The following is a 24,547-nucleotide window of genomic DNA, read 5'->3' on the forward strand; positions in this document are numbered from 1 at the left end:
CGCCGGACTTCATGTCCGGAAGAGCTTCCTCCATTTCCAAAGAACATGCCGTCGTCCTCATGTCCTTTCATCACTGGAGATTGACCCTGGGTCGCTATGCGATTTTGGGTCAAATGCCTGAGCTGGCTCACGCCGCCCGCGGCCTTTTGGCCGGCAGGGCAGCAGAATGGGCCGGTAGCTCAGGTGGTTAGAGCGTACGCCTGATAAGCGTAAGGTCGCTGGTTCGAGTCCAGCTCGGCCCACCATTTTGCGATCTGGTGCGGGGCCTTAGCTCAGCTGGGAGAGCACCTGCTTTGCAAGCAGGGGGTCATCGGTTCGATCCCGATAGGCTCCACCAGTCGCGAATACTCCAGTGAAGGAAAACAGATCCGGTTTCGACCGGTAGGCGGCATCTGGCCGCTGTCTTTGACATTGTGAATGGGTTTTTAAATCGATGCCGTGGCGCATGGCAGTCGATCTGAATGGTTTTCGGACCATTGGGTTGGCGGCAATGCGACACTTTACAGATGTAATATCTGGCTGAGATTATCCTCCGCGCCATTTTCAGGCGTCAGGCTTTTATGCAGGCTTGTCGTTGATGGTGTGGATTCTCAAGCGTGAGGTAAGAGCATTTGGTGGATGCCTTGGCATGTACAGGCGACGAAGGACGTGGCACGCTGCGATAAGCGTCGGGGAGTTGTGAGCAAACTTTGATCCGGCGATTTCCGAATGGGGAAACCCACCTTCACCATTTCTCTCATTGTCCGAGCGATCGGGTTTTGAGAGAGGTGGATAAGGTATCACCTTAGTGAATATATAGCTTTGGTGAAGCGAACCCGGGGAACTGAAACATCTCAGTACCCGGAGGAAAAGACATCAACCGAGATTCCCGTAGTAGTGGCGAGCGAACCGGGACCAGGCCAGTGCCTTTCATTCAACTAGCAGAACACTTTGGAAAGAGTGGCCATAGCGGGTGACAGCCCCGTATGTGAAAGTGATGTGAAAGGACTCGAGTAGGGCGGGACACGTGAAATCCTGTCTGAACATGGGGGGACCACCCTCCAAGCCTAAATACTCGTACATGACCGATAGTGAACAAGTACCGTGAGGGAAAGGTGAAAAGCACCCCGATTAGGGGAGTGAAACAGTACCTGAAACCGAATGCTTACAAGCAGTTGGAGCTCCATAGGGAGTGACAGCGTACCTCTTGCATAATGGGTCAGTGACTTAGTGTATCATGCAAGCTTAAGCCGTTAGGTGTAGGCGCAGCGAAAGCGAGTCTGAATAGGGCGACAGAGTATGATGCATTAGACCCGAACCCCGGCGATCTAGGCATGGCCAGGTTGAAGGTGCGGTAACACGCACTGGAGGACCGAACCGTTGAATGTTGAAAAATTCTCGGATGAGCTGTGTTTAGGGGTGAAAGGCCAATCAAGCCGGGAAATAGCTGGTTCTCCGCGAAATCTATTGAGGTAGAGCGTCGGATGTATGCCGATGGGGGTAGAGCACTGGATGGGCTAGGGCGGCGCGAGCTGTACCAAACCTAACCAAACTCCGAATACCATCGAGTCTTATCCGGCAGACAGACGGCGGGTGCTAAGGTCCGTCGTCAAAAGGGAAACAGCCCTAACCTACAGCTAAGGTCCCCAAGTCATCACTAAGTGGGAAAGCATGTGGGATTTCCAAAACAACCAGGAGGTTGGCTTAGAAGCAGCCATCCTTTAAAGAAAGCGTAACAGCTCACTGGTCTAAATAAGAGATCCTGCGGCGAAAATGTATCGGGGCTAAAGTGATGCACCGAAGCTTAGGGTTCAGTACTTTGTACTGAGCGGTAGCGGAGCGTTCCGTAAGCGAGTGAAGCCGAAGGGTAACCGACGGTGGACGTATCGGAAGTGCGAATGCTGACATGAGTAGCGACAAAGAGGGTGAGATGCCCTCTCGCCGAAAGACCAAGGGTTCCTGCGCAACGCTAATCGGCGCAGGGTGAGCCGGCCCCTAAGACGAGCCCGAAGGGGGTAGTCGATGGGAACCACGTTAATATTCGTGGGCCTGGTGGTGTGTGACGGATTGTGGAAGTTGTTCGATCTTATCGGATTGATCGGGCAGCCAAGTGGTCCCAGGAAATAGCCCCACCGTATAGACCGTACCCGAAACCGACACAGGTGGTCAGGTAGAGTATACCAAGGCGCTTGAGAGAAGTATCCTGAAGGAACTCGGCAAATTGCCTCCGTACCTTCGGAAGAAGGAGGCCCTGAATTGAGGCAACTCTTTTCAGGGGGCACAGGCCAGGGGGTAGCGACTGTTTAGCAAAAACACAGGACTCTGCTAAGTCGGCTTCAAGACGACGTATAGGGTCTGACGCCTGCCCGGTGCTCGAAGGTTAAGAGGAGGAGTGCAAGCTCCGAATTGAAGCCCGAGTAAACGGCGGCCGTAACTATAACGGTCCTAAGGTAGCGAAATTCCTTGTCGGGTAAGTTCCGACCTGCACGAATGGCGTAACGACTTCCCCACTGTCTCCAGGATATGCTCAGCGAAATTGAATTCTCCGTGAAGATGCGGAGTACCCGCGGTTAGACGGAAAGACCCCGTGCACCTTTACTGCAGCTTCAGAGTGGCATTAGGAAAGAGTTGTGTAGCATAGGTGGGAGGCTTTGAAGCCAGGGCGCCAGCCTTGGTGGAGCCATAGGTGAAATACCACCCTGCTGTTTTCTGATGTCTAACCTCGTACCGTTATCCGGTACAGGGACCCTCTGTGGCGGGTAGTTTGACTGGGGCGGTCGCCTCCTAAAGAGTAACGGAGGCGCGCGATGGTAGGCTCAGGCCGGTTGGAAACCGGCTGCAAGAGTGCAATGGCATAAGCCTGCCTGACTGCGAGATCGACGGATCGAGCAGAGACGAAAGTCGGTCATAGTGATCCGGTGGTCCCTTGTGGAAGGGCCATCGCTCAACGGATAAAAGGTACGCCGGGGATAACAGGCTGATGATTCCCAAGAGCTCATATCGACGGAATCGTTTGGCACCTCGATGTCGGCTCATCACATCCTGGGGCTGGAGCAGGTCCCAAGGGTTTGGCTGTTCGCCAATTAAAGTGGTACGTGAGCTGGGTTCAGAACGTCGCGAGACAGTTTGGTCCCTATCTGCCGTGGGCGTCGATTGTTGAGAGGAGTTGCCCCTAGTACGAGAGGACCGGGGTGAACATACCTCTGGTGTACCTGTCATCGCGCCAGCGGTGCAGCAGGGTAGCTATGTATGGACGGGATAACCGCTGAAAGCATCTAAGCGGGAAGCCTCCCTCAAGATTAGCAATCATCGAGTCGTGATAGACCATCACGTTGATAGGCCGGGTGTGGAAGCGCAGTAATGTGTGGAGCTAACCGGTCCTAATAACTCTGTTCGCGCTTGTTGAATCCCACCATCAACGTCAGTCCTGCACATGCAGGGCGGCTGTTGATCCGGAGGATCATCCAGCCCGATAACTAACATCAGTCATCGATTTAAACCCGCAATACGCCGGCTTCATTGCTTGGTGGCCATAGCGCCTGTGACCCACCCGATCCCATCTCGAACTCGGCCGTGAAACCAGGCAGCGCCGATGGTACTAACGCTCAAGCGTTGGAAGAGTAGGACGCCGCCAGGCATTGCAGCCGGCGTATCGCGCGGAAAAAAAACCCATTCTCAATCTCATGAGGCTAACCCTTACCGAATAGCCTCAATCCTGGCGTCTCTTACGATAGACGCGGGATCAAAACTTCCGACATATCAGTAGATATGAGATCAAACCCCGCTGTGATTCAGCGGGGTTTTGTCATATCTGCACCCCATGATAGCGGCGGATGCCGCAAGGTGCGGGATAATGAGATGCGAACAAGATTGAGCATCTGCCGCAAAAAGCGAGCTTTCCCTACCGAAGGGGCCGCTCTTCACGCTGCCTGTGCATCGGATCTGGATCTGCGCATCTATCGCTGCGACCGATGTGGACGTTTTCACCTGACCAGCCGGCGCAAGGGCAAGCGCATTCCCCGCCTAACCGGCTAATCGGTTATTTGCCTTCGGCCACGTCCAGCAGATCCATCAAATTGCGGGCGGCGTTGCGGTCGTCTTCATCCTGAAACGCCGTATCAAGGTCCGGAGCATGTCCGACCATGTAGAGCACTGACCACAGGGCGAAGCGGCGCGGGCGGTCTTTCTCCAGCCCGAAGTCCACACGCATTCGGTCCAGCCCTGCTTCAAGCATGGCCGGGGACACTTCCGCCATGTCGGCGCTGCCGAAATAACGGTTCAGAAGATCGTCGAAATACATTTGTCCGGCGTTAGCGCATGGCGCCGCCGGGGCAAAGGTCCGTGCGGGGCAGGGGCAGGCTAGGGCTCAATCAGGCGATTTGAGAGTGACCCACACATCCACAGGGGCGATGAACTTGCCCGGAGCGGGTTTGCCGACATCGACCCGTTCCGCCGTCACCAGTTCGCCGGTGGCGAGATTGAAGCTGGCCCAGGGCTTCGGCATACGGCCGAAGGTCATTTTCTGGATCGGCCGCCCGGTGGCGGTGTTCATGATGGTCGCGATGATTGCCATGGCGTGCCGCTAGAATGTGCCGCACAGGCCGTCCAGCCGGCTCCGCCGCTTCTCCCACAGTTCGTCGCCACGACATGTCGAGGGGCGTGCAAGAACTTCCGCGCGGTGTCGGATTGGGGGAGGCGCCCGCCACAATCGCGCAGCGGCCAGCGGCCGGCTAATAACCTTATGCCATGCCTCTCATCCCATTCTGCCGGGCCGCGATGCAATTGCAGGAGGAACGCGGTACGATTGGCAGCATTCCAGTCCATGAGCGGCGATGCAGGAGGAAGAGATGAGCGGAACGCGGATCGAAAGTGACACGATGGGCGAAATCGCGGTCCCTGCGGGCAAATTATGGGGCGCGCAGACGCAGCGATCACTGCAGAACTTCCGCATCGGGGAGGAGCGAATGCCGCGCCCCGTGATCCGTGCCCTGGGCATCATCAAGCGTTCCGCAGCCTTGGCCAATTCCTATCTCGGCCTGCTGGATGAGGATCTTGCGGCGGCGATTGTAGAAGCCGCCGATCAGGTGATCGCGGGGGAACTGGACGAGCATTTCCCGCTGGTCGTGTGGCAGACCGGATCGGGCACGCAGACCAATATGAATGCCAATGAGGTGATCGCCAATCGCGCGAACCTGATGCTTGGCGGGGAACTGGGTGCCAAACAACCGGTCCACCCCAATGACCATGTGAACAGGAGCCAGTCCTCTAACGATACTTTCCCTACGGCCATCCATATCGCCGCCGCCATGCAGATCACCGGGGAATTGCTGCCCGCGCTTGCCGACATGCGGGACAAGCTGGAAGCGAAGGCGAAGGGCTGGTCGGGCATCGTCAAGATTGGCCGGACCCATACGCAGGATGCCACGCCGCTGACCCTGGGGCAGGAGTTTTCCGGTTATGCACGGCAAGTCGCGGCCGGGATCGAGCGGATCGAGGCGACACTGCCGGGCCTCTATGAGCTTGCCCAGGGCGGCACGGCGGTGGGAACCGGGCTGAATGCGCCGGAGGAATTTGCGGGTGAAGTCGCAGCGCGGATCGCTGAGGTGACGGGCCTTCCTTTCGTGACTGCGCCCAACAAGTTCGAGGCTTTGGCTGCACAGGATGCGCTGCTGTTCTGCCACGGTGCGATAAATTCGCTGGCCGCCGCGCTTTACAAGATCGCCAATGATATTCGCCTGCTCGGCTCCGGCCCGCGATCGGGCCTTGGCGAACTGGCCCTGCCGGAAAACGAGCCCGGATCTTCAATCATGCCCGGCAAGGTGAATCCGACCCAGTGCGAAGCACTGACGCAGGTTTGTGCGCAGATCTTCGGCAATCAGGCCACGCTGACTTTCGCCGATAGCCAGGGCCAGTTCGAACTCAACGTCTATCGCCCGGTAATGGCCTATAATTTCCTGCAATCCGTGCGGCTGATGGGTGATGCTGTGCGCAGTTTCACCGCCAATCTGCTGATGGGGCTGGAACCGCGTGAGGACAATATCGCGCGCGGTGTGCAGAATTCCCTGATGCTGGTGACGGCGCTGGCACCCGAGATCGGATATGACAAGGCCGCTGCGATTGCCAAGGCCGCGCACTGGAAGGGCATCACATTGCGCGAAGCGGCCGTGGCGAGCGGGGATGTGACGGAAGAGGAATATGACCGGATCGTGCACCCTGAAGACATGATCGGGCCACGCTGAGCGGGACCCAGCGGCGCATATATCCACTGGCGGCGATGCAAAGTCGCAACAGTGGCCGCATGTCATGGGATTGCAGCAAATCTGTCGCGGGAGCTTCACGCACCGACCCTAGGGCGCCCTCAATTGAAACAGAGGGCTCCCAGGAATGAAACTGAACCGCTTGCTTCTTTCGACCAGCGCGGCGGCTTGCGCGCTTGCGGCCACCCCGGCTCTTGCCGGGGAAGTGGTTGGTGTCGTGGTCGACACGACGGATACGATATCGCTGCAATCTGCAAATATTCGCCTGGTGGAACTGAACCGCGAGGCGGTTTCCGAACGGGACGGCAGCTTTCGTTTCCCCGATGTGCCTGCGGGCACTTACACGCTGGTGGCGCGCTATGTCGGTGCGAAGCCGCAGACCTTGACCATCGACGTGCCGGGAACCGGCACGGTGCGAGCAGACTTTGCCCTGGGCGGGGCTGGCGCGGATGGGGCGATCCTGGTGATCGGCCAGAGCGCAAACCAGGCCAGCGCGCTTTCCCGCAAGCGTGAATCCGATGTCGTCAGCGATGTGCTGAGCCGTGATGCCATCGGGCAGTTTCCGGATCAGAATGTGGCCGAATCCCTGCGCCGCCTGCCGGGCATCAATGTGCTGAACGATCAGGGCGAGGGGCGTTTCGTATCCGTTCGCGGCCTTGACCCGAACCTCAATTCCACCTCGCTCAACGGCGTGCGCGTCCCATCGCCGGAATCGGATGTCCGTTCGGTGGCGCTGGATGTGATTTCTTCCGACATCATCGAATCCATCGAGGTGAAGAAATCGCTCACCCCCGACATGGATGCCGATACGATCGGGGCCTCCATCGAGATTGAAACCACCAGCGCCTTCGACCGCCGGAAGAGCCTGCTGACCGGCAAGCTGGAAGGCAGCTATAATGATTATTCTGGCGAATTGACGCCGAAGGGCAGTGTCGATTTCGCCACGAGGCTGGGCGAGAATGTCGGCGTTTCGGGCGGCATTTCCTATTACAAGCGCAAGTTCGAAACCGACAATATCGAAACCGATGGCTGGGAAGAATCCGCTGGCGGCCCGTTCGCCACAGAGATCCAGTATCGCGATTACGATGTGGAGCGCGAGCGTATCAGCGCCACTCTGGGCTTCGATTTCCGGGTGGGAGACAGCACCGAACTCTATGTCAAAGGCATTTACAGCCAGTTCGACGATCAGGAATATCGCCGCCGCACCACGTTCGATTTCGGCGATTTCGAAGATGACGGCCCCAGCAGTTTCGATGGCGCCACGGCGATCTATTCCGACGCGGATCAGGAATTCACGGTTGAACGTGACGTAAAGGACCGCTTTGAAAGCCAGAAGATCCGCACCGTGGTTGCCGGCGGCAAGACCGAAGCCGATGGCTGGACGGCCGAATATTCCGCCAGCTGGGCCAAATCCTCCGAGAAGGAAGATGGCTCGCTGGATCCAATCCAGTTTGAACGGGATTTCGAAGGCGATGGCCTGGATGTGATCGTCGATTACAGCGACGCGCGCAGACCGCTCTATTCCGTGTCCGGCAGCACGGAGGATTTCTTCGATGCCGGCGAATATGAACTCAACGATATCGAATTCGTCGATCTCTCCCTGGCGGAGGACGAGGAATATTCGGCCCGTTTTGATCTTGGCCGTGAATTCTGGATGGATGCGGGAAGCTTCACCGTGCAGGCCGGTTTCAAGGGGCGCTGGCGTTCCAAGAGCTACGCGAAGGACGTCACCTTCTACGAGAATGACGATATGACACTGGCCGATGCGCTGGGCGAACAGACCTATCGCATCGCCAATATCGGCCCGGTTGCCGACAAGACGGCGGGCACGGATTATTTCTACGCCAATATCGGCGATTTCGAGATCGCCGAGACTGATACGCTGTTCGATTCCGCGATCGACGATTATTCCGTCGATGAAGACATCATGGCCGGTTACCTGCTCGGCCGCTGGGATAGCGATACGCTGCGCGTGATTGGCGGCCTTCGCTACGAACATACCGACAACCAGATCCGTGCCAATGAAGTCCTGCTTGTCGAAGAAGACGGCACTCTGCCCAATGGCGACGTGGCCGAGGATGACACCGTCATCGTCAGCCCGACCAATGCGGCCAGAAGTTATGAGGACTGGCTGCCCAGCCTGAATATTCGCTGGTCCGCGCAGCAGGATCTGATCCTGCGCCTGGCCGGTTACAAGAGCCTGGTTCGCCCCAAGCTGTCCAAGCTGCCGCCGCGTTTTTCGATCGAGGAGAATGACGAGGGCGAACGGCAAGGCGAGTTCGGCAATCCGGACCTGAAACCCTACAAGGCGTGGAATTTCGACGCCTCGCTCGAATATTATCTGAGCAGTAATGGCGCGATCAGTGCTGCCGTCTTCTATAAGGACGTGAAGAACTTCATCTATGACATCAATCTCGATGATCCGGGCGTGTATCGCGGCATTGCCTATGATGAAGCGACCATTCCCTTTAACGGTGAAAGCGGAGAGATCTACGGTCTGGAGCTGAGCTATTCCCAGGCGTTTTCCATGCTGCCGGAACCGCTGGACGGGCTGCTGTTGCAGGCGAATTATACCTATACTGACGCCACCGGCCTGGTGCCGACCGATGGCGATCCGCAGGAATTGCGCGAAGTCACCCTGCCGTCCACGTCCAAACATACGGGTAATATCGTTCTCGGCTTCGACAAGGGGCCGTTCGATATTCGCCTGTCGGGCACATACCGCAGCAAATATCTGGACGAACTGGGCGACGATGCCCTTACTGACCGAATAGTGGACGATCACTTCCAGCTCGATCTCAGCGCGAAATATCGCGTTACCGAAAATATCAAGCTGTATTATGAATGGGTCAACATCAACGACGCCAAGTATTTCGCCTATAACACGCTCGGCGGGCAGAAGAACAACTACCAGTTTGAGCGTTACAAGTGGACGATGAAATTCGGCGTTCGGGTGAACTTCTGATGCGTAAGGTTGCGATAATCCTCAGCCTGGCAACGGCTCTTGCCGGATGTGCCACGACCCCCACCGGCCTGCCTCCGGTTGCCGTCACCGCTTCGGCGGAGACAGTGCCGGTCGGCACCGCCAATGCGGATGCGGCGGACGATCCGGCGGTGTGGCACAATGCCGCGAACCCGGCCGCGAGCCTTGTGATCGGGACGGACAAGAAGGCGGGCCTTCACGTCTATGGCCTGGACGGTGCGAGCAAGAGCTTCGTGGCGGCCGGCCTCGTCAACAATGTCGCGCTGGTTGAAACGCCGGGTCATGGCGTGATCGTGGCGGCGAGCAATCGCGACAATCCCGTGCGGGCCGCGATCAGCATCTATCGGCTTGATACGGACAGGGCGGAGCTGAATTTCCTCGGCAAGGCCGATGGAGGGGAGGGTGAAGGCTATGGCTTCTGCATGTGGCAGAAGGGCGATGAAACCCGCGCCTATTCCGCGCTGAAGCACGGCACTGTCATCGAATATCGGCTGGACCTGTCGCAGGCTGCGCCGCGCAGCGAGAAATTGCGGGAAATGGCCATCCCCACCCAGATAGAAGGCTGCGTCGTCGATCCGCGTGACGGCACGCTCTATGTCGGGGAAGAGGCGGGCGGCATCTGGCGTTTCGCGCCGGATGAGACGCAAGGCGAAATCGTGGCCGCGGTGGATAATCGCTATCTCGTGGCCGACGTGGAAGGGCTGGCCCTGGTCACGGATGGCGCGGATGGCGGCAATCTGGTTGCGTCCAGCCAGGGCGACAATGCCTATGCCGTGTTCAGCCTGCCGGATGTCACGCCGATCGGCCGTTTCCGCGTGGCCGAAGGGCAGTTCGGTTCGACCGAGGAAACAGACGGGATCGAATTGGTGGCAGGCAATTACGGCCCCGATTTCCCCGAAGGCCTGTTCGTTGCACAGGATGGGCAGAACGGCGCGGAGGCGCAGAACTTCAAGCTCGTCTCCTGGAAGGCGATCAAGGACGCGCTCGGGATCTAGTTCGCCCCGAACCCGCCGCCGCCGGGCGTTTCGATAACCAGCATGTCGCCGGTTTCGAGCGTGACGGTGGCGGTGGGGCCCAGTTCCTGCGCCGTGCCATCGGCGCGTATCACGCGGTTCGTGCCCGGCCCGGCATCTTCCCCGCCTGCCAGGCCGAAGGGTGCAGTCAGTCGTCTGCCCGACAATATGCTGGCTTCCATCGGTTCGAGGAAGCGGATTGCCCGGCGCACGCCATCCCCGCCTTGCCATTTCCCCGCGCCGCCCGATCCCTGCCGGATCGCGAATTCTTCCAGTCGCACGGGGAAATGCGCTTCCAGCACTTCCGGGTCGGTCAGGCGGCTATTGGTCATATGGGTCTGCACCGCGCTGGCGCCGGGAAACCCGCTGCCGTCGCGATTTTGACCGGCGCCCGCTCCGCCGGCGATGGTTTCGTAATATTGGTGGCTTTCATTGCCGAAGCTCAGATTGTTCATCGTCCCCTGGCTGGCCGCCATGGCGCCGAATGCGGCAAACAGCGCATCGGTGATGATCTGGCTGGTTTCCACATTGCCCGCCACCACGGCGGCCGGATATCGCGGATTCAGCATGGATCCTACGGGCACGGTAATCCGCACCGGGCGCAAACATCCTTCATTCATGGGTATGGCCGCGTCCACCATGGTGCGCAGCACATAGAGCACGGCGGCGCGGACCACGGGCAGCGGGGCGTTGAAATTATCGGGCAATTGGCCGCTTGTGCCGGTGAAATCGATCACGGCTTCGCCCCGTTCGGCGTCCACCGTGATGGCGACATGGATTTGCGCGCCATTATCCATCGGGCAGATTGCCGTGCCGTCGGTCAGGCCTTTCAGCAGTTCGCGCACCGCCTCTTCCGCGGCATCCTGCGCATGGCCCATATAGGCGTCCAGCGTGGCGCGGGTCTGTTCGGCCGCAATCCGTCGCAATTCGCGCGCGCCGCGCGTGCAGGATGCCACCTGCGCCTGCAAATCGGCAATGTTCTGTTCGATATTGCGGGCGGGGTGGGGGCCGGCGGAAAGCAGATCGCGCATCGCCTGTTCCCGGAAATCCCCTTCATCGACCAGCAGGACATCGTCCAGCAATATGCCTTCATCTTCGACCGAACGGCTTTGCGAAGGCATGGAACCGGGGGCAATGCCGCCAATATCCGCATGATGGCCGCGCGCTGCCACAAACCAGGCCGGCTGCGCATCCCCATCTTCGGCAAAGACGGGCATGACCACCGTGATATCGGGCAAGTGGGTGCCGCCGGCATAGGGGGCGTTCAGGGCATAGGCATCGCCCGGCCGCATTCCGCGCCTGTCGCTGCCATTCCCCCTGTTCGCCATGATTGTCCGCACGCTTTCACCCATTGAACCCAGATGGACGGGCATGTGCGGGGCATTGGCAATCAGCGCGCCTTCCCGGTCGAACAGGGCGCAGGAGAAATCCAGCCTTTCCCGGATGTTCACCGATCGCGCCGAATGCTGCAACGCCGCGCCCATCTCTTCCGCCACGGCCATGAACAGCGAAGCCATGATTTCCAGCTTCACCGGATCGCGGCTGGTCATCGACTCTTGATGGCCCCGTGCCGCCCGGCTGCGCGAAAGCAAAAGATTGCCCGCCTGATCGACAGTGAAATCCCAGTCCGGTTCCACGACATAGGTTGAAGTGTCGTCGATCACCAAAGCGGGGCCAGCCCGGGTGAAGCCCGATGGCAGCATTCCGCGCGAATAAACGGGCACCTGCCGGTTTTCGCCGCCGATAAAGGCCCGGACCAGTTCCGGTTCGGGCGCGGTAACGGCATCGGGGGCGGGCAGGGATTGCGATGCGCCGCTGCTGACGATTGCTTCCACGCGCAGCATGTCCACCACCGGCTGGCCGCTTGCGCCAAAGCCGAATTGCGCGCGCCATCTTTTGTCGAATTCCCGCGCGATTTCTTCCATCGAACCGGGTGGAACCTCGATCGTGCTCTGTGCGCCGGGCGGGCGGAGGAACAGGCTCAATTCGCGGTGGGCGCTTTCTTCCTCGCGCGGGGCCAGTTCCGCCTCCGCCTCCGTGCCGAGCGTTTCGGCCAGCCGGTTCACCTCTTCCAGAGTTTCGCCGTCCAGCGGGCGGTCCACCGTCACTTCACGCAGGGCGCGGCGATCGGCCAGGCCCATGCCATAGGCGGACAGTACGCTGGCCAGCGGGTGGCACAGGATTTCCGTGATGCCCAGCGCATCGGCCACGCGGCAGGCATGCTGGCCGCCCGCCCCGCCAAAGGGCAGCAGCGCCGCGCGGGTCACGTCATGCCCGCGCCTCAGCGATATTGCCTTGATGGCGTTGGCCATATTGGCAACGGCGATGGCCAGGAAACCTTCCGCCGCCTGTTCCGGGGTGAATATTTGCCCGGTCGCGGCTTCGGCCCCGGCGATCACTTCCTCCATCCGCGCCCTGGCATCGGCAAGGCTGGGCGGCTGGTCCGCATGGGGGCCGAAAACGCTTGGGAAATAATCGGGCTGCAACCGGCCGAGGATGAGATTGCAATCGGTCACGGTCAGTGGGCCGCCCCGGCGATAGCAGGCAGGGCCCGGAACCGCGCCCGCGCTTTCGGGGCCGACCTGGAACCGGCCGCCGGCAAAGCGGCAGATGGACCCGCCCCCGGCGGCGACCGTGTGGATGCGCATCATCGGCGCGCGGATGCGCTGGCCTTCGACCCGCGTTTCGCTGTCCCTTTCAAAGGCACCGGCCCAGTGGGACACATCGGTGCTGGTGCCGCCCATGTCGAAGCCGACCACCTGATCCAGCCCGGCGGAGCGGGCAGCGGCAGCCATGCCCACGATCCCGCCTGCCGGACCGGACAGGATCGCATCCTTTCCGTGAAAGCTGTTTCCTTCGGCCAGTCCGCCGCTCGATTGCATGTAGAGCGCGCGCACCGCCGGTCCCATGCCGGCTTCCAGCCCTGCGATATACCGGTGCAGCACGGGGGAGAGATAGGCATCCACCACGCTGGTATCGCCGCGTGCGATCAGCTTGATCAGCGGTGCGACGCGGTGACTGGTGGAAATCTGGGTGAAGCCGATTTCGGCAGCGATCTCCGCCAGGCGCTGTTCATGCGCGGGGTAACGATATCCGTGCATCAGCACGATGGCGACGGCCCGCAATCCCCTGTCATGGGCCGCCTGCAGGCGTTGCCGCGCCCCATCCTCGTCCAGCGGGTGGATGATTGCACCATCGGGGCCGATCCGTTCCGGCATTTCGGCAATATCGGCATATAGCGGATCGGGCAGGACTATCTCGCGCGCGAAGATATCCGGCCGTTCCTGCGTGCCGATACGCAGCGCGTCGCCCAGCCCCCGGGTGATGGCCAGCAGCACCGGCTCCCCCTTGCGTTCCAGCAGGGCATTGGTGGCCACCGTGGTCCCCAGCCGCAATTCGGAGGGCGGCAACGGGCCGGCTGGCGTTCCGGTCAGCCGCCGCATCGCCTCGCTCGCCGCGTCGGCATAATGTTCGGGATTGTCGGATAACAGCTTCATGCGGTGCAGTTCGCCCGCGCCATCACGCGCAACCACATCCGTAAAAGTGCCGCCGCGATCGATCCAGAATTGCCAGGTCATGATTGTTGCTAACGACCGGGACGGCAAATCGGCAACCGGCTTCTGGGCGGTGGAACCAATTTCCGCCCTTGAACGCTGATTTCGCAAGAGAGCGAACGCCCCTGTCAGGATGGCCTGTTGAGACGATGATCTTGAACGAACCGACGCTGATCCACTGGGTGGATGTGGATCTGATTATCCGGCTGGCTGCGGCGGCCGCGCTTGGCCTGCTGCTGGGGCTGGACCGCGAATTGCGGGGCCATGCCGCCGGGCTGCGCACGCACGGGATCATCTGTTTTGCCAGTGCGGCCATGACCGTTTCCGCCCTTGCGCTCTATTTCCAACTGGATGGGCAGCGCATGGACCCGCTGCGCATTTTCGAGGCGGCAGGGGCATTTCTCGGCATTGTCGGGGCAGGGCTGGTCATTCTCTCCAAGGGCAAATTGAAGAACGTCACCACCGCCGCCTATCTCTGGTTGACGGCGATGATCGGTATTGCCTGCGGGGCGGGGCAATGGCCGCTGGTGGCCGCCGCAACCGTGATCGGGCTGGTGCTGCTGACCGTGATCGGTTTCGTGGAAGATCGGTTCATCCCGCCGCGCTAGGCCCGGCCAGTCGACAGCGTTGCAGCTTTGCCATTGACCTTGGCCGGTCTTTGCGGCCACGCATGGCGGAGGAGGAATTTCCCATGATTGCCGATCGTCGCGATTTCCTGCGTGCCACGGGCACAGCCTTTGCCGCACTGGCGGCCAGCGGCTGCGCGCGCAACAATGTGGTCAGCACGGCGTCCGGCGGCTGGGATTACGGCCCGTTGCAGCCCGATCCGGCTGGCATGATCGATTTGCCCGAAGGTTTTTCCTATCGCGTTCTTTCCACGCTGGGCGATCCGATGGACGATGGCGCCACCGTGCCGGATGCGGCGGACGGAATGGGCTGTTTCGACCTGGGCAATGACAAGATCGCGCTGGTCCGCAATCATGAATTGCAGGCCCGGCATGATAATGGCGGCGCCTCCGGCCCTGCTTATGACACGGTTGCACGCAGCCTTGTGCCACTGGCGGGCGGCACCACCACAATCGTGCTGGATGCCAGGACGCTGGCGGTGGAAAAGCAGTTCCGTTCGCTGAACGGCACGATCCGCAATTGCGCCGGCGGCATCACCCCCTGGGGCAGCTGGCTGACTTGTGAAGAGGATCTGTCCACGCCGGACGGCAGGATCAACAAGGTGCATGGCTGGGTATTCGAAGTGCCGGCGGCCGCCACCGGGCCAGTTGATCCCGTGCCGCTGAAGGCGATGGGCCGGTTCAATCACGAAGCGGCCTGCGTCGATCCGGCTACGGGCATTGTCTATATGACCGAAGATCGCAACGACAGCCTGTTCTATCGCTATGTGCCGGTCCATCCGGGCAAGCTGGCCGATGGAGGCAGCCTGCAGGCGCTGGCGATCGACGGCCTGCCCGATACGCGCAATTTCGATACCGCCTCCATGGCCGTGGGGGAATGGCACGGCGCGCGCTGGATCACGCTGGATGATGTGGAAGCGCCGGAAGATGATTTGCGGCTACGCGGTGCAAAGGCCGGGGCCACCCTGTTCGCCCGCGGGGAGGGGCTGCATATGGGCGATGGGGAACTGTATTTCTGCTGCACCAGCGGCGGCAAGGCCGGGCTGGGGCAGATCTTCCGCCTCGTCCCGCGCATTCACGGTGCGGACGGGCTGCAATTGTTCTTCGAAAGCGAGAGTGCAGAACAGTTCAATTATGGCGATAACCTGACCATCGGCCCCAACGGCCATCTGATCGTGTGCGAGGATCAGTATAGCGACGAGGCGCAGAACCATCTGCGCGGCATCACGCCCGATGGCACGGCCTATACGCTGGCCCTGCTGCGCGAACAGACCGAATGGGCGGGGGCCTGTTTCTCCCCCGATGGGAAGACGCTGTTCGTCAATCTGTACAGCCCGGCGCGGACAGTGGCGATAACCGGGCCCTGGGCGGCCTAGCCTCACGCTCCTCTCGCCATGAGAGCTGATGGGGGCTAGGCTGGGCGCATGCTCTTTTCCGATCCCGATGTCCTCGCCATCTTTACCGAATACGATCAGCGCCACCAGAGCGAGCGGGAGCGGATGCAGCAATTGCCGCCGGGCGCGTTTGGCGAATTGCGCGATGAATTCCTTTTGCCCATCGGCGCCAGGGTGGGCGGCTATCTGCGTTCGCTCGTGATCGCGCAGCAACCGGCACGCATTCTCGAACTCGGCACCAGCTATGGCTATTCCACGCTCTTCCTCGCCGATGCGGCGCGGGAGAATGGGTCGAAACTGGTTTCGGTCGATGTGGATGCCGCGAAACAGGATTATGCCCGCAATATGATGCAGCGGGCCGGATTGGCCGATCACGTGGAATTTCGCTGCGGCGATGCGCTGGATATTATCGCGCAGGATCAGGGAAAGTGGGATTTCGTCCTGCTGGACATCTGGAAGAACCTGTATCTCCCCTGTTTCGATGCGGTTTATCCGAAACTGGCGGAAGAAGGGATCCTGGTTTCCGACAACATGATCGCGCCGGCAAGTGCGCGCGAGGCGGTCCGCGCCTATCGCGGTGCGGTGCGGGGCAAGCCCGATCTGCAAACCATGCTGCTCCCGATCGGAAGCGGGATCGAGATGTCGATCAGATGGACCGAGGGGAACCCGAAATTATGAGCGTGTCCGTCCTCTTTGTCTGTCTTGGTAATATCTGCCGTTCTCCGCTGGCAGAGGCGGCTTTCCGGCAGGAAGCGGAACGGCTGGGCCTGGCGGTGGAGATCGATTCCGCGGGCACGGGGGACTGGCATATCGGGGAACCGCCCGATCATCGCGCCCGGGCCATCGCGCAATTGAAAGGCGCCCCGATCGACCATTTGCGCGGGCGGCAACTGGCGGAAGGGGATTACTACCGCTTCACCCATATCTACGCGCTCGATGCCGAAAATCTCGCCAATATCCTTGCCCGCGCGCCCTCCGATGCGACGGCGGAAATCGGCCTGCTGCTGGATTGTGTGCCCGGCCGCGCGGGGGAACCGGTGGCCGATCCCTATTACGGGGACGAGGCCGGTTTCGAAATCACCTGGAGCGATGTCAGCGCAGCCGCCCGTGCTCTGGCAGAACGTCTGGCAACGAATTGAGCTGGACCGGGGAAGTCGCCCGGATCACCGGCAGCGAGGTGACAGGTGGCCGCAAGCTGGCCGGGGGAGACCTTGGCGGGGCTTCCCTGCTGGAACTGGCCAATGGATCGAGGATCGTCGCCAAGCAGGGACCGGATGCCGCAAAGGAAGGCGCCATGCTCCGCGCCATCGCGGCCACTGGCGCGCCTGCACCCTCCGTGCTGCATGACGCAGGCGAATTGTTGCTGATGGATTTTGTCGAAGCGCAGGGGCGGCCCGATGAAGCGGGTTGGCTCGATCTCGCCCGCGTGCTTGAAACACTGCATGTTCCGGCCGATCAGCCCTGCGGCTGGGATGCGGATTATCATTTCGGGCCGGTTGCCATTCCCAATGGCCGGCGGGATGGCTGGGTCGCGTTCTGGCGGGACAATCGCCTGCTCTGCCACGGGGAGAAATTCGGCCCGCGCCTGACCGGGCGGCTGGAAAAACTGGGCGCGAAGCTGGGCGATCTGATCCCGGACGATCCGCCGGTCAGCCTGCTGCATGGCGATCTGTGGGGCGGCAACATATTGTGGCGCGAAGGCGGCGTGGCGGCCTTGATCGATCCGGCCTGTTATTACGGCCACCGCGAAGTGGATCTGGCCATGCTGACCCTGTTCGATCATCCGCCCGAAGAATTCTTCGCGGGCCTTTCGCTCGACGCAGCTTGGCGGGAACGGCAGCCGGTCTATCGCCTGTGGCCGCTGCTGGTGCATTTGCGCCTGTTCGGAAATTCCTATCGCAGTGCGGTGGATCGCGCGCTCGACGCCTGCGGGGTCTGACCTTCCGCCGTCGGACCGTTATCGATCGGTCGGGTGCAGCTCAGCTGAAGATCAGCTTGATGGAGGAAATGATCAGCATGGCCGCCAGGGCATAGCGGACATGATCTTCATTCACCCTGCCTGCCACCAGAGAGCCCGCCACGATGCCGGGGATCGATCCGATCAGCAGGCTGGCCAGCAACCAGCTATCGACATTGCCCAGCCAGCTATGGCCAAGCGCGGCGACAAGGGTGAGCGGCACGGCGTGGACGATATCCGTGCCGACGATCGTCCGCGCACCGAGGCGTAGCGGATAGAGGACCGTCAGCATCACCGCGACCAGGGCGCCTGCGCCCACGGAGGTGAGCGTGACAAGGCCGCCGACCACGGCGCCGCCAATGACCGTCGCCGCGAATTGCCGGGACCGCATCCTGGGGCCGAGCTGTTTGCGCAGGCGCAACAGTGGCGCCTGGATACGCGGCTTTGCCAGCATCATGATGGATGTGAGCAGCAAGGCCACGCCCAACAGGTTCATCAGCGCGCCGGATTCCAGCTCGCCGCCATGATAGAGAGATAGCCAGGCGAGAGTGAGTATCGCCGCCGGCAGGCTGCCCGCAGCCAGGCGCAGCACGATCTTCCAGTCGGGCGAACCCAGCCGGTGGTGGATGCCGCCGCCCACCGCCTTGGTGATGGCGGCAAACCACAGATCCGTGCCGACCGCGACGGCCGGACTGAAACCGAACAGAAGTATCAGGATCGGCGCCATCAGCGATCCGCCGCCGACCCCGGTCAGTCCGACGAGGAAGCCGACAAAGGCCCCCGCCAGAGAATAGGGCAGATCCATGTCAGTCGGCGGCTGCCATCGCCCGCAGTTGGGAGAGCACCGGCTCGGCCCATTCGGGGCGGCAGATCAGCAAATCGGGCATGTATGTATCGCGCTGGTTATAGACCAGCGGGCTGCCGTCGATGCGGCTGGCATGAAGGCCATGCGCCAGCGCCACTGCCGCCGGGGCGCAGCTGTCCCATTCATACTGGCCGCCCGAATGGAGGTAGATATCGGCCTCGCCGCGGATCACGGCCATTGCCTTGGCCCCGGCAGAGCCCATGGGCACCAGTTCGCCGCCCAGCGCGTCCGCCACGGCAACCGCTTCCGCAGCGGGGCGGGTGCGGCTTACCAGAAGGCGCGGCTTGCCATCATGCGCGGGCAGTTCCACCGGCTTGTCCGTGCGGAACACAGTGCCGCCGTCGAGGCCGGGCAGGGCGACCGCGCCCAGCGTCGGCACGCCGTCGACCGCCATGCCTACATGCACGGCCCAGTCCGAACGCGCTTCGCCATATTCGCGCGTGCCGTCGACCGGATCGACGATCCAGACGCGCGACTTGCCCAGCCGTTCGTCCGTGTCCTTGCTTTCTTCCGACAGCAATCCGTCATCGGGCCGCTGTTCGCGCAGGGCGTGGACCAGGAACTGGTTCGCCGTCTGATCGCCAGCCTTGCCCAGCGCCTTGCCTTCGAACATGCCGCTTTCGCGCACTTCGATCAGGATCCGTCCGGCACATGCGGAGAGATGGGCGGCGAGTTCCGCGTCGGTCATTCCAGTCTGCCCCCTATTGTGCCGATCAGCCGATCAGCTTGTCGACGATGATATCTGCCGCTTCTTCCGGCGTCATTGCAGTCGTATCGATCCGGATTTCCGGTTTTTCCGGCGCCTCATACGGGCTGTCAATGCCGGTGAAGTTCTTCAGCTTGCCTTCGCGGGCCTTCTTGTAGAGGCCTTTCACGTCGCGGCTTTCAGCCACTTCGATCGGCGTGTCGATGTGGACTTCCACGAACTCGCCTTCCGGCAGCATCGCGCGCACCATTTCCCGCTCGGCCCGGAACGGGCTGATGAAGGCGGTGATCACGATCAGGCCCGCATCGGCCATCAGCTTGGCCACTTCGCCCACGCGGCGGATATTCTCGATCCGGTCCGCTTCGGTAAAGCCCAGGTCCTTGTTCAGGCCATGACGGACATTGTCCCCATCCAGCAGGAAAGTGTGCCGGTTCATCCGGTTTAGCTTCTTTTCGACCATATTGGCGATGGTCGATTTGCCGGAGCCGGACAGGCCGGTGAACCACAGCACAGCCGGCTTCTGGTTCTTCAGGTCCGCATGTTGTTCCCGAGAGATCTCGGTCGCCTGCCAATGCACGTTCTGGGCGCGGCGCAGGCTGAAATGGATCATGCCGGCGGCCACGGTGGCATTGGTGATCTTGTCGATCAGGATGAACCCGCCAAGCTGGCGGCTATCCTTGTAGGCTTCGAAAGTGATCGGCCGGTCGGTCGTCACTTCTGCCACGCCGATGCCATTGAGGCCCAGCGTCTTGGCGGCCAGATGTTCCAGGCTGTTGACGTCGATCTCGTATTTCGGCTCGGCAATGGTCGCATTCACCGTCTGCGTTGCCAGCTTCAGCTGATAGCCGCGGCCGGGGATCAGCTTGTCGTCGCTCATCCACACGATTGTCGCTTCGAACTGGTCGGCTGCCTCGGGCGGATCGTCAGAGGCGGAGATCACATCGCCGCGGCTGCAATCCACTTCGTCTGCCAGCGTGATGGTTACCGACTGGCCGGCCACCGCCTCTTCCAGTTCGCCATCCATGGTGACGATGGATTTGATCGTGCTGTTCTTGCCCGACGGGACGATGCGAACAGCGTCGCCGGGGCGGGCCGTGCCGCTGGAAATCAGGCCGGAAAAGCCGCGGAAATCCAGGTTGGGCCGGTTCACCCACTGCACCGGCATGCGGAAGGATTGTTCCTGCGCTGCCGTGTTGGCGATCTCCACCGTTTCGAGATGGTCGATCAGGCTCGGCCCCTTGTACCAGGGCGTGTTTTCGGAGGGCGCCGTCGTGATGTTGTCGCCCTTGAAGCCCGAAATCGGGATGGCGGTGAAATCATCGATGCCGATGCTCTTCGCGAAACTGCGATAATCGGCGACGATATGTTCGAATTTGGACTGGTCGTAATCGACGAGATCCATCTTGTTCACCGCCAGCACCACATGCGGGATGCCGATCAGATGGGCGAGGAAGCTGTGGCGCCGCGTCTGCGGCAGCACGCCCTTGCGCGCGTCGATCAGGATCACGGCCAGGTCGGCGGTGGAAGCGCCGGTGACCATGTTGCGCGTATATTGTTCGTGGCCGGGCGTATCGGCGACGATGAACTTGCGCTTTTCAGTCGTGAAAAAGCGATAGGCGACATCGATCGTGATGCCCTGTTCGCGTTCGGCAGCCAGACCATCGACCAGCAGGGCGAAGTCGATTTCCTGCCCCTGGGTGCCCACGCGCTTGCTGTCAGCTTCCAGCGCGGCCAGCTGATCTTCGAAGATCATCTTGGAATCGTAAAGCAGGCGCCCGATCAGCGTGCTCTTGCCGTCGTCCACGCTGCCGCAGGTGATGAAGCGCAGCAGCCCCTTGTTCTGGTGCATTTCCAGATAGGCGTCGATATCCTCCGCGATCAGCGCGTCGGTCTTGTAAATGGGTTCGTCCATGGATCCGGATGCAGGAATCTCGGTCATCAGAAATAGCCTTCCTGCTTTTTCTTCTCCATCGAGGCATCGCCGGCGTCGCGGTCGATCGCGCGCCCCTGCCGTTCGGAGGTGGTGGTCAGCAGCATTTCCTGCACGACTTCGGCCAGGGTGGAGGCAGTGCTCTCCACCGCGCCGGTAAGCGGGTAGCAACCCAGCGTGCGGAAACGGATGGAGCGCATCACGGGCTCTTCGCCGTCTTCCAGCGGGAAGCGGTCGTCATCCACCATCAGCAGCAAGCCGTCACGTTCCACCGTCGGCCGCTGGGCCGCCATGTAAAGCGGCACGATCTCGATATTCTCGGCCATGATATATTGCCAGATGTCGAGCTCGGTCCAGTTGCTGAGCGGGAAGACGCGGATGCTTTCGCCCTTGGCCTTGCGCGCATTGTAGAGGTTCCACAATTCCGGGCGCTGGTTCTTCGGATCCCAGCCATGGGTCGCCGTGCGGAAGGAGAAGATGCGTTCCTTCGCGCGGCTCTTTTCCTCGTCGCGGCGGGCGCCGCCGAAAGCCGCGTCGAAACCATGGAGGCTGAGCGCCTGCTTCAGCCCTTCGGTCTTCCACATGTCCGTATGCAACGGGCCATGGTCGAACGGGTTGATCCCGCGCTCCTTGGCTTCGGGATTGTGATAGACGATCAGGTCCATGCCTGCGTCTTCGGCCGCCTTGTTGCGCAATTCATACATGGCCTGGAACTTCCAGGTCGTATCCACATGCATGAGCGGGAAGGGCGGGGGCGAGGGGTAGAAGGCCTTCTTGGCAAGGTGCAGCATCACGGCGCTGTCCTTGCCAACGGAATACAACATCACCGGGTTCGCAGCTTCCGCCACGACTTCGCGCATGATGTGAATGCTCTCGGCCTCGAGCCGCTGGAGATGAGTTAGGCTTTGCATCGCGCTATCGAATGCCGATTGCAGCGCACAATCGCAAGCGGGTGCGCCCCCATAAAATCTATCAGGGGGCTAAGTGTCCTATGTCGGGATGGGTTCCCAGCGATCTCCTAAGGGCAAGGGCGCGAAAATCGCCTCAAGTATAGTTTCCGTTACGCCTTCTGCGCTGGCGGGGTTCCATTCGGGGGAGCCGTCCTTGTCCACCAGCACGGCCCGCACGCCTTCGGCAAAGTCCGGCCGCATGATCATGCGCGAAGCGATTCGATATTCCAGCTCCATCTCTTCCGCAAAATCGGCGCGGCTGGCGCTTCCGGCGAATTGCCGCAGGGCAACCTTGGCGCTGGCCGGGCATTTGGATCGCACCGCCTTCAATTCCTTGGCCGCCCAGTCGGAGGGATCGGCCGAAAGGGCGGCCTGGATTTCTTCCAGCGTATCGCCGGCAAAGAGGCGGTCGATCCGTTCCTTGTTGCCGGCAAGCCGGGGCTTGGGCGCTTCTTCGGACAGGTCGGCCAGGATCCTGTCCGTATCGCCCGGTTCGGCAATGATCCGCGCCTTGGCTTCGGCGAGAGAGCTGCCCGGAAGGTAATGAGTGGCAAGGCCCGCCCAGAGGCATTCGCTGCCATCCAGCCGCGCCCCCGTGAGCGCAAGGAATTTGCCCACCTGCCCCGGCAGGCGCGGCAGATACCACCCGGCGCCGACATCGGGGAACAGGCCGATCGCCCCTTCGGGCATGGCAAACAGGGTGTTTTCAGTCGCGATGCGATATTTCGCGGGCAGGGCCAGTCCCACCCCGCCGCCCATGGTCACGCCGTCCATGAAGGCCAGGACCGGCTTGGGATAAGTGAACAGCAGATGATTGAGCCGGTATTCGGCATGGAAGAAGGCACGCCCTGTTTCGCCGCCATCCTCCAGTGCGGAGCGGCGGACCAGTGCCACATCGCCGCCGGCGCAGAACCCGCGTCCTTCCGCGTGGTCGATAATCACGGCCTCGATGCCGGCATCGTCGTGCCATTCCAGCAGTTTTTCGCTCATCGCCAGGCACATTGGCCGCGTAAGCGAATGCAGCGCCTTCGGGCGGGACAGCGAGATATGGCCCACCGGGCCGTGGCGATGAGTCAGGACTTCCCTGGTCAAGATGCGCTCCGTTCGTGTCGCTGAAGATCGTCGCCGCTGTGGTGCATGGCCAATCAGTCGCGCAACAGGTTTCAGTCGCGCAACAGGTCGCGCCCGATAATCAGCCGCATGATCTGGTTGGTGCCTTCCAGAATCGAATGCACCCGCAGGTCGCGCCAGAAGCGTTCCACCGGATAATCCTGCAAATATCCGTATCCGCCATGCAGTTGCAGCGCGCGGTCAACCACGGCGCTGCCCGTATCGGTGGCGAAACGCTTGGCCATGGCGGCGAAGCGGGTCTTGTCCGGCGCGTCTTCCGTCACCTTGGCAGCGGCGAGATAGAGCAGGGCGCGAGCCGCCTCCAGCTCGGTCGCCATGTCGGCCAGAGTGAACTGGGTGTTCTGGAAATCGGCAATGGCCCGGCCAAACTGCTTGCGATCCTTTGTATAGCCGATCGCTTCGTCCAGGCAGCGCTGCGCCCCGCCCAGAGAGCAGGCGCCGATATTCAGCCGCCCGCCATCCAGCCCCATCATGGCGATACGGAAACCTTCGCCCTCATCCCCCACCATGTTTTCCGCCGGGACGCGCACTTCGTCCAGGATCAGCGAAGCGGTCGGCTGGGCGTGCCAGCCAAGTTTCCTTTCCGGCGCGCCGAAGCTGACGCCCTGCATGGTCTTTTCAATGGCCAGGCAGGATATGCCGCCGGGCCCATCATCCCCGGTGCGGACCATGGTGAGATAGAGATCATTGACCCCGGCGCCGGAAATGAACTGCTTGGTGCCCGATACCACCCAGTCATCGCCATCCCTTACCGCGCGCGTCTTCAGCGCCGCCGCGTCCGAGCCGGAAGATGGTTCGGTCAGGCAATAGGATGCCATCCAGTCCATCCCGATCAGCCGGGGCAGGTATTTCTCGCGCACCACGTCCGATCCGAAGCGGTCGAGCATCCAGCTGGCCATGTTGTGGATCGACAGGAAGGCGCTGGTCGCCGGACAGCCATAGGCCATGGCCTCCATTATCAGTGCCGCTTCCAGCCGGCCCAGGCCGATCCCGCCATTTTCCTCTGACACGTAGATGGATGCGAAACCCAGCTCTGCCGCGGCGCGGATCACGTCCTGCGGGAAGATATGCTTATCGTCCCATTCGGCAGCATGGGGCGTGATATTGTCCGCCGTGAAGCGCCGGGCCATGTCCTGAATGGCCAGCTGATCATCGGTAAGGGCGAATTGTCCGGTCATTATGGTGCGTGTCCTCCCGGTGTG

At 61.3% G+C, this 24,547-nt stretch carries 17 protein-coding genes, 2 tRNA genes and 2 rRNA genes; 12 read left to right on the forward strand and 9 right to left on the reverse strand.

Going from position 1 to position 24,547, the window contains the following annotated elements:
• Positions 1-168: 168 nt before the first annotated feature.
• The 4 genes from WYH_RS14620 (at position 169) to rrf (ending at position 3,616) form a co-directional block, all read left to right on the forward strand.
• Positions 169-245, forward strand: a tRNA-Ile gene (locus WYH_RS14620).
• 16 nt (positions 246-261) lie between these two features.
• A tRNA-Ala gene (locus tag WYH_RS14625) sits at positions 262-337 on the forward strand.
• 254 nt (positions 338-591) lie between these two features.
• A 23S ribosomal RNA gene (locus WYH_RS14630) occupies positions 592-3,383 on the forward strand.
• Between the two features lie 118 nt (positions 3,384-3,501).
• Positions 3,502-3,616 (forward strand): 5S ribosomal RNA (gene rrf, locus WYH_RS14635).
• Between the two features lie 402 nt (positions 3,617-4,018).
• Here the strand turns inward: rrf and WYH_RS14640 are convergent.
• The gene (locus tag WYH_RS14640) at positions 4,019-4,279 is read right to left on the reverse strand and encodes a hypothetical protein (protein WP_046904414.1); all 261 of its coding nucleotides are present in this window, start codon (positions 4,277-4,279) and stop codon (positions 4,019-4,021) included.
• Positions 4,280-4,345: 66 nt separating this feature from the next.
• Positions 4,346-4,552, reverse strand: coding sequence for a hypothetical protein (locus WYH_RS14645; RefSeq protein ID WP_082348021.1), 207 nt, complete (start codon positions 4,550-4,552; stop codon positions 4,346-4,348).
• Positions 4,553-4,826: 274 nt separating this feature from the next.
• Between WYH_RS14645 and fumC the strand changes: the two genes are divergently transcribed.
• The 3 genes from fumC to WYH_RS14660 all read left to right on the forward strand — a co-directional run bounded on the left by fumC (position 4,827) and on the right by WYH_RS14660 (position 10,214).
• Entirely contained in the window at positions 4,827-6,218 is a 1,392-nt protein-coding gene (fumC, locus tag WYH_RS14650) for a class II fumarate hydratase (protein WP_046905231.1), read from the forward strand.
• Positions 6,219-6,363: 145 nt separating this feature from the next.
• The gene (locus WYH_RS14655; protein ID WP_046904415.1) at positions 6,364-9,201 is read left to right on the forward strand and encodes a TonB-dependent receptor; all 2,838 of its coding nucleotides are present in this window, start codon (positions 6,364-6,366) and stop codon (positions 9,199-9,201) included.
• Positions 9,201-10,214, forward strand: coding sequence for a phytase (locus WYH_RS14660; protein ID WP_046904416.1), 1,014 nt, complete (start codon positions 9,201-9,203; stop codon positions 10,212-10,214). Before WYH_RS14655 ends, WYH_RS14660 begins: the two co-directional genes overlap by 1 nt.
• On the opposite strand, the gene WYH_RS14665 is transcribed toward WYH_RS14660, so the two are convergent.
• Positions 10,211-13,810 (reverse strand): hydantoinase B/oxoprolinase family protein, encoded by a 3,600-nt coding sequence (locus WYH_RS14665; protein ID WP_046904417.1) that lies wholly within the window; start codon positions 13,808-13,810, stop codon positions 10,211-10,213. The genes WYH_RS14660 and WYH_RS14665 overlap by 4 nt on opposite strands.
• Before the next feature lie 125 nt (positions 13,811-13,935).
• Here WYH_RS14665 and WYH_RS14670 point away from each other — a divergent pair, with 125 nt between their 5' ends.
• The 5 genes from WYH_RS14670 (at position 13,936) to WYH_RS14690 (ending at position 17,745) form a co-directional block, all read left to right on the forward strand.
• Complete coding sequence (locus tag WYH_RS14670) at positions 13,936-14,394, forward strand: MgtC/SapB family protein (RefSeq protein ID WP_046904418.1); 459 nt, start codon at positions 13,936-13,938, stop codon at positions 14,392-14,394.
• 83 nt (positions 14,395-14,477) lie between these two features.
• A complete protein-coding gene (locus WYH_RS14675; protein WP_046905232.1) occupies positions 14,478-15,788 on the forward strand; it encodes an alkaline phosphatase PhoX in 1,311 nt (436 codons plus the stop codon).
• A gap of 48 nt (positions 15,789-15,836) precedes the next feature.
• Positions 15,837-16,484, forward strand: a complete 648-nt coding sequence (locus WYH_RS14680; protein ID WP_046904419.1) for an O-methyltransferase — start codon at positions 15,837-15,839, stop codon at positions 16,482-16,484.
• Positions 16,481-16,945, forward strand: coding sequence for a low molecular weight protein-tyrosine-phosphatase (locus tag WYH_RS14685; RefSeq protein ID WP_046904420.1), 465 nt, complete (start codon positions 16,481-16,483; stop codon positions 16,943-16,945). Before WYH_RS14680 ends, WYH_RS14685 begins: the two co-directional genes overlap by 4 nt.
• Positions 16,942-17,745: a fructosamine kinase family protein gene (locus WYH_RS14690; RefSeq protein WP_046904421.1), complete on the forward strand. Its 804-nt coding sequence runs from the start codon at positions 16,942-16,944 to the stop codon at positions 17,743-17,745. The genes WYH_RS14685 and WYH_RS14690 overlap by 4 nt, the downstream gene beginning before the upstream one ends.
• 40 nt (positions 17,746-17,785) lie before the next feature.
• Here WYH_RS14690 and WYH_RS14695 read toward each other — a convergent pair whose 3' ends face one another.
• The 6 genes from WYH_RS14695 to WYH_RS14720 all read right to left on the reverse strand — a co-directional run bounded on the left by WYH_RS14695 (position 17,786) and on the right by WYH_RS14720 (position 24,523).
• A complete protein-coding gene (locus WYH_RS14695) occupies positions 17,786-18,568 on the reverse strand; it encodes a sulfite exporter TauE/SafE family protein (RefSeq protein WP_046904422.1) in 783 nt (260 codons plus the stop codon).
• A 1-nt stretch (position 18,569) separates the two neighbouring features.
• The gene (locus tag WYH_RS14700) at positions 18,570-19,316 is read right to left on the reverse strand and encodes a 3'(2'),5'-bisphosphate nucleotidase CysQ (protein WP_046904423.1); all 747 of its coding nucleotides are present in this window, start codon (positions 19,314-19,316) and stop codon (positions 18,570-18,572) included.
• A gap of 25 nt (positions 19,317-19,341) precedes the next feature.
• Positions 19,342-21,246 (reverse strand): sulfate adenylyltransferase subunit CysN, encoded by a 1,905-nt coding sequence (gene cysN / locus WYH_RS14705; RefSeq protein WP_156320211.1) that lies wholly within the window; start codon positions 21,244-21,246, stop codon positions 19,342-19,344.
• A 26-nt stretch (positions 21,247-21,272) separates the two neighbouring features.
• Positions 21,273-22,199 (reverse strand): sulfate adenylyltransferase subunit CysD, encoded by a 927-nt coding sequence (gene cysD, locus WYH_RS14710; RefSeq protein WP_268908461.1) that lies wholly within the window; start codon positions 22,197-22,199, stop codon positions 21,273-21,275.
• A 54-nt stretch (positions 22,200-22,253) separates the two neighbouring features.
• On the reverse strand, positions 22,254-23,306 hold the full coding sequence (locus tag WYH_RS14715) for an enoyl-CoA hydratase/isomerase family protein (RefSeq protein ID WP_046904426.1): 1,053 nt from the start codon (positions 23,304-23,306) through the stop codon (positions 22,254-22,256).
• A gap of 71 nt (positions 23,307-23,377) precedes the next feature.
• Positions 23,378-24,523, reverse strand: coding sequence for an acyl-CoA dehydrogenase family protein (locus WYH_RS14720; RefSeq protein ID WP_046904427.1), 1,146 nt, complete (start codon positions 24,521-24,523; stop codon positions 23,378-23,380).
• Between the last annotated feature and the right edge of the window lie 24 nt (positions 24,524-24,547).

Source organism: Croceibacterium atlanticum (assembly GCF_001008165.2).
Classification (GTDB): domain Bacteria; phylum Pseudomonadota; class Alphaproteobacteria; order Sphingomonadales; family Sphingomonadaceae; genus Croceibacterium_C; species Croceibacterium_C atlanticum.